Origin of the sequence: Leuconostoc sp. BM2 (assembly GCF_002095565.1) — a bacterium.
Classification (GTDB): Bacteria; Bacillota; Bacilli; order Lactobacillales; family Lactobacillaceae; genus Leuconostoc; species Leuconostoc falkenbergense.
The window spans coordinates 1-13,245 of the sequence record NZ_MOWQ01000003.1; the positions used below are offsets into that span (position 1 = coordinate 1).

General features: G+C 40.1%; 9 protein-coding genes and 1 pseudogene. 1 reads left to right on the forward strand and 9 read right to left on the reverse strand.

Translation table 11 applies throughout. The features are described from left to right. From BMG01_RS01715 to BMG01_RS01735, 5 genes are all read right to left on the reverse strand, one after another. Window positions 1–127: NAD-dependent epimerase/dehydratase family protein (locus tag BMG01_RS01715; protein ID WP_142511317.1), on the reverse strand; the 127-nt coding region annotated here is incomplete at its 3' end. A gap of 6 nt (window positions 128–133) precedes the next feature. Beyond that, window positions 134–1,642 (reverse strand): UDP-glucose--hexose-1-phosphate uridylyltransferase, encoded by a 1,509-nt coding sequence (gene galT / locus BMG01_RS01720; protein WP_036067936.1) that lies wholly within the window; start codon window positions 1,640–1,642, stop codon window positions 134–136. Further along, window positions 1,642–2,832, reverse strand: a complete 1,191-nt coding sequence (locus BMG01_RS01725; RefSeq protein WP_004910421.1) for a galactokinase — start codon at window positions 2,830–2,832, stop codon at window positions 1,642–1,644. Before BMG01_RS01725 ends, galT begins: the two co-directional genes overlap by 1 nt. Window positions 2,833–2,847: 15 nt before the next feature. Further along, entirely contained in the window at window positions 2,848–5,079 is a 2,232-nt protein-coding gene (locus BMG01_RS01730; RefSeq protein WP_036067939.1) for an alpha-galactosidase, read from the reverse strand. 71 nt (window positions 5,080–5,150) lie between these two features. Then, entirely contained in the window at window positions 5,151–6,164 is a 1,014-nt protein-coding gene (locus BMG01_RS01735; RefSeq protein WP_036067941.1) for a LacI family DNA-binding transcriptional regulator, read from the reverse strand. A 185-nt stretch (window positions 6,165–6,349) separates the two neighbouring features. Here BMG01_RS01735 and BMG01_RS01740 point away from each other — a divergent pair. Continuing rightward, window positions 6,350–8,281, forward strand: a pseudogene (locus BMG01_RS01740) (glycoside-pentoside-hexuronide (GPH):cation symporter). A gap of 72 nt (window positions 8,282–8,353) precedes the next feature. Here the strand turns inward: BMG01_RS01740 and yihA are convergent. From yihA to BMG01_RS01760, 4 genes are all read right to left on the reverse strand, one after another. Next, a complete protein-coding gene (gene yihA / locus BMG01_RS01745) occupies window positions 8,354–8,947 on the reverse strand; it encodes a ribosome biogenesis GTP-binding protein YihA/YsxC (RefSeq protein WP_004910429.1) in 594 nt (197 codons plus the stop codon). A 3-nt stretch (window positions 8,948–8,950) separates the two neighbouring features. Then, complete coding sequence (gene clpX, locus BMG01_RS01750) at window positions 8,951–10,198, reverse strand: ATP-dependent Clp protease ATP-binding subunit ClpX (protein ID WP_010293087.1); 1,248 nt, start codon at window positions 10,196–10,198, stop codon at window positions 8,951–8,953. A 161-nt stretch (window positions 10,199–10,359) separates the two neighbouring features. Then, window positions 10,360–11,655 carry a trigger factor gene (gene tig, locus BMG01_RS01755; RefSeq protein ID WP_004910434.1) on the reverse strand — a complete coding sequence of 432 codons (1,296 nt, stop codon included), beginning with the start codon at window positions 11,653–11,655 and terminating at the stop codon, window positions 10,360–10,362. 102 nt (window positions 11,656–11,757) lie between these two features. Beyond that, the gene (locus BMG01_RS01760) at window positions 11,758–13,104 is read right to left on the reverse strand and encodes a cytosine permease (protein WP_004910436.1); all 1,347 of its coding nucleotides are present in this window, start codon (window positions 13,102–13,104) and stop codon (window positions 11,758–11,760) included. Window positions 13,105–13,245: the final 141 nt, after the last annotated feature.

Sequence of the window (13,245 nt, forward strand, 5' to 3'; positions counted from 1 at the left end):
GATTAACTGCTGCGCGGTGTCCAGTGAACAAGGCGTCCACAACCACCACGTCGCGTCCGGCTTCAACCAAACGTTTCACCATGTGTGAGCCAATATATCCTGCACCACCAAGTACTAATACTGCCATTTTGATTTATTCCCCTACTTCGATTTGCTTAATAAACTTTTCCAGACCATCTTGCCCAGATTGATCATTTTTGAAGATGCCTGCATCCTCAAGTACCCGACTGAAAATCTGTCCCACACTTTGTTGCACGATATGGGTCACATTATTCGCGTTAATCACTTCAGATTGCTTCAAAGTATCTGCCCATGCTTGATGTTTCTCTGCAATGTTATTATCATTGCCTAATAAATATTGCGTAACTTCAGCTAATTCTGCTTTCAAACGTGGCGGTAAAATCGCTAACCCCATCACCTCAATCAAACCAATATTTTCTTTTTTAATATGTTGGACGTCTGGATGTGGATGAAAAATACCGTCTGGAAAAGTGTCAGATGTGTTATTATCACGTAATACAAGATCCACTTCATAGTGGCCACTTCGAAATCTAACAATTGGCGTTACCGTGTGGTGCCGTTCACCATCATCACCATACGCACGAATTGAAAGAGAGGCATCATCATAATTTTGCCAAGCCATCATAATTTTATCAGCGGCATTTAGTAACTTTTCACGATCATCGTCGATTAAGCGTATGGTTGTCATTGGCCAATTTAAAATACCCGCTTCATGTAAATCACAACCTGCAATAGTAATTTTTTCTTTCATAACTGCTTTTGCCATTGGTAGTTCATAACGACCAGCTTGAAAATGGTCATGTGATAAAATTGAGCCACCGACAATTGGTAAATCCGCATTCGATCCAATGAAATAATCTGGAAATTTAGACACAAACTCTAATAATCGTGATAAATTTTCGCGATCAACATGCATCGGGCGAAGATGTTCAGAGAGCACAATAGCATGTTCATTGAAATAAGCATAAGGCGAATACTGAAAATACCATTTTTCGTGTCCCAATGTTATCGGAATAACCCGATGATTGGTGCGCGCTGCATAATCAAGACGTCCCCAATATCCTTCATTTTCTTTTGCCAATTGTGATACGGGATATTGTGATTGTTGTTGGTTTTTATTTTTCAAAGCAGCCGCAATCGCTTTAGGATCCTTTTCTGGCTTGGATAAGTTAATGGTAATTTGCAGTGTACCATATTGTGTGTCTACCGGATAAGAAATATTTTGACTGATTTCACGTGTTTTAATGTAATTACTGCGTTGGGATAAATCAAAGAAATAATCAGTTGCTTGTCGCGGAGATTGCTGATAGTGCTCCCAAAACATTTTGCGAACCTGTGATGGCCTTGGTACGATAAAGTTCATGAGTTGCGCACCTAATATATCAGTGTTCATTTGACGCAACGCTAATGTCCCATTTTTTTCGGCAACAGCTGTCAGCTGATCTAGTAACGCTAGGGTCGTTACACTGTCATCATCTACCAAGCGAGGCGCCGTATTATGATTTGTTTCACCAACTAATCCCATAATTTGATTGACCAAATAAATTTCGTCATCAGTTGTATAATCAGATTCTGCAATGATTTTTTTTGCGAATGCTGTGAATAAATCAATTTCCGCCATTATGCTTCTCCCGCTACTTCACCTACCCAGTGTGCCCCATTGCCAATATTAGCGACATAAAATGATGGTGCATAGCCAACAACTAATTCATATTGGCGTCCCACTGTTTCTTCCAGCTGCGCAACAGCATCGCGATGAACTAATGCAATCGCACAGCCACCAAAACCTGCTCCAGTCATGCGCGCGCCAAGTACACCATCAACCTGTTGCGCTGTTTCGGCCAAAGTATCTAGTTCGATACCAGTAACTTCATAGTCATCTTTTAACGATTGGTGCGAAGCATTCATCAATTCACCAAATTCCTTAAGATCATCATTTTTTAGTGCCTTTACAGCCACCTTGGTGCGTTCATTTTCATAAACTGCATGCCGTGCACGCTTACGCAAGGTTTCGGAGGATAAATTATCAGCATATTTATCAAATGTATCACTATCGAGTTCACCTAAATATTGAATCGGTACATATTTTTGCAATTGATATACAGCTTCTTGTGTTTCACGAACACGCTCGTTGTACTTTGAGTCCGCTAATTCACGACGTTTATTCGTATTCATGATGACAACTACATAATCACCCAAATGAATAGGCACCATCTCATAAATCATCGTATTAGTGTCAAGGTAAATTGCCCGATCCTTTTCACCAAAACCAATTGCAAACTGATCCATAATGCCTGTGTTAACGCCAACAAAGTCGTTTTCTGCTCGTTGACCACTGGCAACCAATTGCAACCTTGGAATCTTAAGTTGGTACAATTTTTGAGCGACAACGCCAATCAATAATTCCAATGATGATGACGATGACAAACCTGAACCATTTGGAATATTACCTTCGATGACTAGTTCAAAACCATTTTCAAACTGATTACCATACCCTCTAAGAGCCTGTAATACACCTTTAACAAAGTTACCCCAAGATGCGTGAGGTAATTTGTCTTCATTATCAATATCAAAGGTGATCACACCTTGTTCTGGAAAATTAGTTGAATAAATTTTGACATCACGATCTGATCGCAATGCCGCTACGCCATAAGTTCCTAGCGTAATTGATGCTGGAAAGACATGACCGCCATTGTAATCAGTATGTTCACCGATTAAATTGATGCGACCCGGTGAAAAAAATTTATCACTTGGCAAATGGTGAAATTGACTTTCAAAAACCTGCGTTAATTTTGTGTAAGTATCAGACATTTCAATCTACCTTTCTTACTTTAATTCGTTTTCTTGGACTTTAAAATATCTAACTGATGAGGTAAAATCTGCTTGCTCAATCGGCGCATTATATAAACCAATTGACATCAACTCATCCCCAGAAAAACTTTCTTGTGTGGTTTGATCAACATAGAGCGCCTCGGGCAGCAAGTGGCTCAAATTTGTAATGCTAAACGCTGGTTGCGCCGTTGATAACACACGATAATTAAACAAAAGCGCCTCTGTTTTATCTTCATTCACAAATTCCCAAGCAGTTTCGTTGCCCTCAAACGGACTTTTAATGCGATAAAAATCACCATATTGAATCAACTGCCGTTGTTGCTTATAAAATGAAATTTGATCTTTAATCTCACTTTTTTCTTCATTAGCTAACTTAGCTAAGTTTAATTCATATCCGAACACACCCGCAGTCGCAACATCGCCACGCACTTTCAAACTCGTCTTGCGACCAGTTTGATGATTAGGAGATGCCGAAACGTGAGCGGTCATGCTTGAAACTGGATAACTCAATGTTGTACCATATTGAATTTTCAAACGCTCAATAGGGTCTGTATTATCAGATGTCCATGACTGTGGGAAATAATACAGCATACCGGCATCAAAACGACCGCCACCACCTGAGCAACCTTCAAACAAAATTTGAGGATATCGGCTGGTCAAACGATTAGCCAAATCATATACACCTAACATATAGCGATGTGCTACTTCACCTTGACGATCAGCTGGCAAAGCAGTCGAATAAACTTCCGTCAGATGACGATTCATATCCCATTTAATGTAATCAATTGGCACATTGTCCAAAATAGCCACCATTTGATCAAAAATATTGTCCACGACTTCTGGTCTTGAAAAATCCAGTACATATTGATCTCGACTGGGTGTCATGACACGCTCTGGAATATGTAGTACGTATTCTGGATGGGCGCGATACAGGTCAGAATTTTTAGAAATCATTTCTGGTTCAAACCACAGTCCGAACTTCATTCCTTTGTCATGCACTTTTTGTGACAAACCATTTAATCCACCACCATCTTTTAATTTGGCTGTGTACTCAAACCAATCACCTAGTGAACTATCATCGTCATCACGATGACCAAACCAACCGTCATCTAAGACAAACATTTCAACACCTAGTGGCGCAGCCTCATCTAAAATTTCTTCAATTTTTTCGGCATTGAAATCAAAATAAGTTGCTTCCCAGTTGTTGATAACAATGGGACGTTGTGCGTACTGGTATTGTCCGCGAGCCACACGTTCCCGCAAAAGGTGATGATAAGCTTGTGACATACCATTAAGGCCCTCATCCGAGTACACCATCAGCGTCTCTGGTGTTTGAAAACTATCTTCTGGTGTGAGTTCCCAAGAAAAGCCTTCTTCATTAATACCAGCTAAAATGCGCAACTGATCAACATAATCTTTTTCTACGGTAAATTGATGATTGCCAGAGTAAACTAACTGAATGCCGATCGCCTCGCCTTGATTTTCTGTCGTGGTCGGTGCAACCAAAGCAATAAATGGGTTCATGTGGTGTGAACTGGTACCACGATGACTTGCAAACGTCGTTAACCCTTGACGCAATGCTTGCCTTTCAATGCTTCGCTCACGAACATGAGCACCCGGCAAAGAGATAACTTCCAAATCATTGGCAGGTAAATCCAATTGGAGCGACGCGATTTTTTCAATTTTCACATTTTCGCTAGATAAGTTTTTGAGGTTGCTCCAGCGTGTTACAACTGGCCTGTCCGCATAAATTGTGTAGTATAAAGTAAGTTCGACATTTAAAGTAACATCTTCCAACACAATTGCTAAAGTTTGCGCCTCGTCATCAGATAATACGTAAGCATGTGGTAAATCGCTTAAATTTGTTTTACCTTTTTCAATTGCGTACGATTTAAAGCGAAAATCAGTAGCTTCGGCACCATCTACGCCCCGTAATTTGATAGCAGCTTGTCTAAAATCGCCTGTATCATAACCACTATACTCTTGTAACAACGTATCTTTTGAAAAACGACGGTCTGTTTGATGAGGTTCTCCAGCTAAGTTAGGTGAAAAACCGCGATCTAATCGTTGATAAAGACGAGAACCATGATAGCCTGATACCTTTTTGCCAAAGTACAAGTGGCTCAACACCCCACCATCTTCGATTTGAATCAAGTAAGACACCTGCTGATTTGATAGATGAAAAACTTGTTGTTGTTCATCAAAAAAAATGTTTGCATTAGACATTTGCTTCCTCCAAGAAAATATTTACTAAATTACAAACATAGTTTACCACCTATTTACTAAAATGTAAACGGTTACTTATTTTTTTTGAACGTTTCTCGATAATGTAGTTGACTGGGAATTGTTGCCCAAATTGGCCAAGTTCTCTCTCCTCTAGCCAGTTCACAGGCTTGACTTATAGCAGTTTTGCCGATTGCGCTGGGATGTAATTCAACCGTAGTCAGCGCTGGCACCAGATATGAAGCTAACTCCAAATTATCAAAGCTCACCACATCAATGTCTTTCCCGGGCTCAATGCCTTGTAGCTTCAATGCATTAATAGCGCCTAATGCAATTGGATCTGACGCCACCAACAAAGCATCCAATTGAGGCTCCTCTTCCAATAATTTTGTTGCACCCAAGCTGCCAGTTTCTGCATGCCATGTTCCAGTATGAAAATGAGGGGTAATACCATGATTCTTGGACCATTCCTCATATATCTCACTACGTACGTCTTCCAGATTAGTTGTTGTAGTACCGTCAAGAGCTGTCAAATCATTGATGCCACCGATGAAGCCAATTTTTTGTCGACCCGCTTCATATAACTCATTCAAAATTCTAACTGTCATTAACCGCAATTCAGGATTAACCGCATCAATATCATTGTAGTGGTCTTTTGCATCAACTAAAACGATACTGCTATTGATTTGTTTTAGTTGATTCACTGCGCTGGGGGTCATATCCCCAAGTACAATAATGGCATCGTAATGGGCGAATTCAGCCAATTTCAATCCTTGATTGATACGGATAACTTCATCAACCACAATACCACGCTCATGAGCACCTTGGACAATACTCAAATAAATTTGGCGCCAATAGGAATCATTTGCTTCGCGTGTTTCAGAAAAGACCGTCAAAACTGCAATATGAAGTGTTTGAGCAGTCACTTCTTTTTTCGGTTTCTTAACATAATTAAGACGCTGTGCTGTATCAATAACCTTGCGTCGTGTTTCGTCTGATACAGATAACGTCATATCTTGATTTAAGACACGTGATACCGTACTTGCCGAAACATCTGTTGCTGCCGCGATGTCTTTTATTGTAACCATATATTCTTCCTCAACTCGTCAATGTTGTGATATCAGTCTTTATCACAGTAAAGGTTCTTTTATTATTTTACAACAAATTGCGATAAAATACTTTTTACTAAATATTTAGTAAAAAGTATTGCTTTTTCTTTTGAAAGCGCTTACTATTAACTGTGTTAGCTGATATCGAAAAGGAGAATACAATTATGAAGTCTAACAAGCAATCGATGACCTCTCGCGTTTCCTATGCGTTTGGTGCATTCGGTAACGATATGTTTTTCGCTACATTGTCAACTTATTTCATTATGTTTGTGACAACACACTTGTTTAATAGTGGTAACGCTGCACAGAATGACAAAATGATTAGTTACATCACGTTGATTATCTTCCTATTGCGTTTCGTTGAATTGGCAATTGATCCATTTATTGGTAACGCAATTGATAATACAAGCACTCGTTGGGGTAAATTCAAGCCTTAGGTGGTTGTTGGCGGTACTGTCGGTTCTATTGCCTTAATTATTTTGTTCACGAATATGGGCGGTTTGAACAAATCAAATCCACTGCTTTACTTAATCATCTTTGGTTTTATATACATCATTATGGATATTTTCTATTCATTCAAAGATATTGGATTTTGGTCAATGATTCCTGCGTTAACATTTGATTCTCGTGAACGTGAAAAAACAGCCACATTTGCTCGAATCGGGTCAACTATCGGTGGTAATTTAGTTGGTGTAGTCGTCATGCCACTTGTTCTTTTCTTTTCTTTGAATTCAAATGGTGGCACGGGTGATACTCGTGGCTGGTTCTGGTTTGCTGTGATTGTTGCAACTATCGCTTGGTTAAGTGCCGTAGCTGTTGGTATCGGTACCAAAGAAGTCGATTCAGATCTTCGTAAAAATAAAGAAAAAACCACTTTCAAAAAAGTTATTCACATTTTAACTCATAACGATCAATTGATGTGGATTGCCCTCTCTTATGGGCTCTACACAACTGGGGTTACACTCGTCAACTCGCTGGAACTGTATTACTTTACTTTTATTTTGGGTAATTCATCTGCTTTCTCAATTTTTGCTAGTCTCAATATTGTAACTGGCTTGCTGTCTGTCTCACTATTCCCAAAGTTAGCTGATAAGCTTAACCGTCGTAATCTCTTCTTCTGGTGCATTTTGACAATGATCATCGCCTTGGTTTTGTTTGTATTTGCTGGTCAATCATTGCCAATGGTCTTAATCGCTGCTGTACTGTTCGCTATTCCACAGCCCCTAGTCTTCTTGGTTGTCTTGATGACCATTTCCGATTCTGTTGAATATGGTCAGCTTAAGTTAGGCCACCGTGATGAATCACTAACATTGTCAGTTCGACCATTGCTAGACAAGCTAGCCGGTGCCATTTCAAACGGTGTCGTAGGCTTAACAGCTGTTGCTGCTGGTATGACAACTGGTGCCACTGCTGCTTCTGTTAGCGCTTCAGGTCAAGTTACTTTTAAACTCATTATGTTTGGTTTGCCAATTGTTATTATTTTAATTGGTACGTATGTATTCTATCGCAAGGTCACATTAACAGAAAAGAAGCACGCTGAAATTGTTGATCAATTGGAACGCACTTGGGGTAAGCAATTAGCTGATGATTCTGAAAACCCTGTCACGACATCAACAAAAATTGAAGCTGGTGCGCATGACTACAACGCACCAATCGCCGGTGAGCTTGTTGATTTAGCATCAGTAAATGATCCTATATTTGCCAATGGCGCGCTTGGTCAAGGATTTGCTATTAAGCCTTCTGATGGTCGCGTATACGCACCATTTGATGGTAACGTTAGAATTGCCTTTTCTACTCGACACGCTGTTGGACTTGTCTCTGATACTGGTGTCGTAACATTAATCCACATTGGTATTGGGACGGTAGCTATGCAAGGTACTGGCTTCGTGACTTACTTTGAACGTGGTCAACACGTCAAGCGTGGTGATTTACTCATTGAGTTCTGGGATAAAGCTATTAAAGATGCTGGATATGATGATACAGTTATTGTTACCATCACTAATTCTAGTGCCGATGACACATTGACATTAAAGAAACCACTCGGAAGCTTAGTCGATAAAGACGATGTCATTTTGACGCTTGAAAATAATGGCTAAAATACCGATCATATTATAATACGTAACAAAAGGCCTAAAGTCATATACTTTAGGCCTTTTGCATCTTTAAAATTATATTTGATTGAGATGTGACTCAATCCATTGCCACACTTCATCTTTACCATATTTCGTTTCCGATGAGAAAAATTGAAAATCACTGTCTTCTTCGTCAAAACCAAGTGTGCGCTTGATATTTGATTCATATTTATTAAAACGACTGCGTGATATTTTGTCTGATTTGGTCGCAACAACCAAGATTGGAATATTGTAATAATGCAACCATTCGTACATAGATATGTCATCATCACTAGGATCATGGCGGGCGTCAACTAAGCTGATTACACCGCGTAATTGCTTGCGTGATGTGATGTACTCTTCAATCATGTGACCGAACGCTTCGCGTTGCTTCTTTGATACTTTCGCGTAACCATAACCAGGCACGTCAACGAAATATAATTGGTCTTCCACATTATAGAAGTTCAACGTTTGCGTCTTCCCCGGTTGTGATGATGTTCTGGCAAAGTTTTTGCGGTTAATCAATGTGTTGGTCAATGACGATTTACCGACATTTGAGCGACCAACAAGGGCAATTTCAGGTTTACCATCAGTTGGATATTGGGTGGCTGAGACGGCGCTCATCACCATTTCAACATTATGCACGTCCATCAGTTAAGCCTCCCTTTTAAGTTGTAGCTCTGGTTGCTCACCTTTTTCAACACTTGCTTCGGTGATAATGACTTTCGCCACATCATCACGACTTGGGATATCATACATGACATCCTTCATGACGTTTTCAATGATTGAGCGTAGGCCACGCGCGCCAGTATGGCGTTTGATGGCTAGTTCGGCCATTGCTTCTAATGCATCTGGTTGGAACTCAAGTTCAACATCATCTAAGCCCAAAAGTGCTGTGTATTGCTTAATGAGCGCGTTTTTAGGTTCTGTCAAAATGCGTGCCAAGTCAGCCACTTTTAATTCATCTAACACGGTCACAATTGGCAAACGACCAATAAATTCTGGAATTAAGCCAAACTTGGTCATATCCTCTGGTTGCACATGGCGAAGAATATTTTCGTCATTGAGGGCAACTGCGTTTTCATTAGCGTCTGAACCGAAGCCGATGACTCGTTCACCCAAACGTTCCTTGATAATCGTGTCGATACCTGCGAAAGCACCACCAACGATAAACAAAATGTTGGTCGTGTCAACCTGAATTAACTCTTGTTGCGGATGCTTACGACCACCTTGGGGTGGCACGCTGGCAATGGTTCCTTCTAGCATTTTAAGCAACGCTTGTTGGACACCTTCACCAGAAACGTCACGCGTGATTGAAACATTCTCAGATTTCTTGGCAATTTTGTCAATTTCATCGACGTAAATGATGCCGTGTTCGGCTGCCTCGACATTGAAATCAGCTGCTTGCAACAACTTCAAAATAATGTTTTCAACGTCTTCACCAACATACCCTGCCTCAGTTAAAGTGGTGGCATCAGCAATGGCAAATGGCACATTCAAAATACGCGCCAAACTCTGCGCCAAATATGTTTTTCCTGAACCAGTTGGTCCGATTAAGGCAATGTTTGATTTTTGTAATTCAACGTCCGTGGTTGGTGCAACATTTTCATTGATACGCTTGTAATGATTATAAACGGCGACAGCCAACGTCTTCTTAGCGTCTTCTTGACCGATGACATAATCGTTTAGCTCAGCCACGATTTCATGTGGTGTTGGCAATGATAAGACTTGGGCCGCTTGCGAGGTGGTTAATTCTTCTTGAATAATGTTTTGCGCCAAAGCGACACATTCGTTACAAATATAGACACCATTTGGTCCCGCAACAATATTTTTAACTTCACTGGCAGATTTACCACAAAAACTGCAATGTACTTCTTCTTCAAAATTTGGTGTATTCGCCATTATTTTCCCTTTTTGATTGATCTTTTAATATCAATAATATTTTAGTTAAACAGTATGATACTATTATACTATTTTATAGTCTTCTTACAAACCATACTAACTTTAATTCTACTAAAATAAAAAAGCACCTCAACCTGAAGTGCTCTTAAAATCAAACTCATTTATACTGCTTTAGCAGAGTCAGTCACTTTCTTAATGACTTCACGCATCGCAATGTCATGCTTCAACAATGAATCTGACAAAGTTGCACGTACTTGTGCAGCGTCCATGTTGTATTGTGAAGCCAAGTTGTTGATTTCTTCAGTAACTTGTTCTTCTGATGGTTCAATACCTTCTGCTTTAACAATTGCTTCAAGTACAAGGCTAGTCTTAACGCGAGTTGCTGCGCCGTCTTCGAATTGCTTGTGCAAATCATCTTCAGTTTGACCTGAAATTTGGAAGAACATTTCACGAGAAATGCCTTGTTGTTGCAATTGTCCCAAATATTGATCGATTTGACGATGAACATCTTCATCAATCATAGCATCTGGAATCTTGTCACCGTCGATTGAAGCATTGTCAACTGCCTTAGTGATGACTGCGTCTTCAAATGCTTCTTTAGCACTTTCAGCTTTAGTTTCAGCTAACTTCTTAGCAGTCTTTTCTTTCAATTCTGCCAATGTTTCAACTTCTTCATCGACATCCTTGGCAAATTCGTCGTCCAATTCAGGCAATTCCTTGCGCTTCAATTCATGAATCTTAACTTCAAACAAGGCTTCCTTGCCAGCCAAATCAGCAGCTTGATAGTCTTCAGGGAACGTAACATTAACGTTCACATCTTCACCTGCTGTGTGACCTACCAATTGTTCTTCAAAGCCAGGAATGAATTGACCTGAGCCCAATGCCAATGAAAAGTCGTTAGCTTGACCGCCATCAAAATGTTCGCCATCAACAGAACCATCAAAGTCAATAACAACAGTATCGCCGTTTTCTGCCTTAACTGATTCTTCTTGCAAAACAAGTTCTGCTTGTCCTTCTTGCAAACGCTTGATTTCGGCATCAACGTCAGCGTCAGTCACTTCTTCATCTTGAGCAGCAACTTCAAGGTTCAAATAGTCACCCAACTTCACTTCAGGTGCAGTTGTAATTTCAGCTTTCAAAGTCCAAGCTTCACCCTTGTTCATTGAGACTGGTTCGATATTTGGACGACCAACTGGTGTCACACCAGCTTCGTCAACAGCTGCTTCATAAGCGGCTGGCAAAACAATATCCATTGCTTCTTGATACAAAGCTTCTTCACCAAACTTTTGGAAAAAGAGTTGCTTTGTCACTTTTCCTTTACGGAATCCAGGGATTGAAACCTGATTTTTATTACGTTGGAAAGCTTTATCCAAACCTTCTTCAACTGTTGCGCGTGAGATTTCAAATTCTAATGTGCCTTGGTTTTTTTCATCCGCGGCTGGTGTCCACTTAGACATGTTATTTCCTCCGAGTTTTCAATACTATCTAATTTTAGACTAAATTTACGAATATCACAACTATTTTGTCGTGAATAAGCATCTAAATTTTACCATTTAAGGTTACATTGCTTTTTTTAACGATAATACAGCATACAATCCAGCTGCAAATAGCATGGTTAGCCAAGTTGAACCAACTGTGTCTGTGACCAGTGTTACTTGTTGCAAACCAAAATACACGGCAATACTAATCACCCAAGTGATGTAGGCCCGAACATTGAAACCAGCTTGATACCAGTATTTCCCATCTATTTTGCTAAATTGATGGGTGTCATAATTTTTACTACGGACACAGAAAAAATCAACCAGTAGAATAGCAATTTCAGGTCCTAAAATCATCCCCACCATATCTAAAAACCAAATAAACGTGTTGATAAACCCACCAAAAATAAATGGAATAAAGCTCATCAACGTGGCAATGATGGTAACAATCCAGAGCGATGGTGTCAGCTTAATTTTTGGCAAAATATTATTGAACGCTGACCCCGCTGCCATTAAATTAACCGCATTTGCTGTGGTTGACGTCAGCATAATCACAATCAATGCTAAGACACCCAGTCCCAACTTTGACGCAACAGTTGAGGGATCAGAACTATCTGGATTAAACGCATTTGTACTGACAGCAGCGGCAATCGTAGTTAATGAGCCAACAATGGCAAACCAATACAGACCAAGCGTTGCACCAATAAATGGCGCCTTGGTTGCAGATGATTTATTTTTTGAAAAACGCGTAAAGTCCGCTGCCGCCGTCACCCATGCCAAATTAAAAGCCGCAAAAACGTCAATAGCAGTTCCAAATGATAGATGTGCTGCAGTTGGTGCATGCCAAGCTAAAATTTGTTGTAATGATACTTCTCGCAAGACCACGATAGTCTCCCAAATGACCAAGGCAATCACCAAAATGATACCAATTCGTTCAATTAATCGAATGGATTTTTGACCGAGAGAAATTGAAATCAAATGTAAAATTCCCATAATCGCAACACCAACGACCATACCTTTGATACCACCGGGCTTAAAATTGGTCGAACCAAAAATATCAGCCAATAAGTAACTAACAGATATTGCTGCAATATAGGTATTAACCGCAGCCCAGCCCATAAATTGCACCACGTTAATCAACGATGGTCCGATTGAACCGCGAACTCCAAATGCTGGTCGCATCAAGTTCATTGTTGAGGCGCGCACCTTGTAGCCCATATAACCAACTAATGCCAAAAATACATAAGCGAGTGGCCCACTAATTAAAATGACACCCAAAGCACCACTCAAACCAAGCGCCGCAATAACACCGCCAATATACCACGTACCATTGTTTGCATTCGCACCAATCCATGTTGCCAATTGATCCCAGAAACCCATCTGCGCGATATGCCGGTCATTATCGACTTTTATCCCCTGACTCTCCATATTTGCCTCCGTTTTAATGATAATACAATTAGAATTATCATAACAAAAAACGCCCGCCAAGGCAAACGTTCGTTCGGGTATTTTAGTCTAATATTTGCAACATAATCCATTCAATTATTGCGTTAACAAAAAACCTCAAAA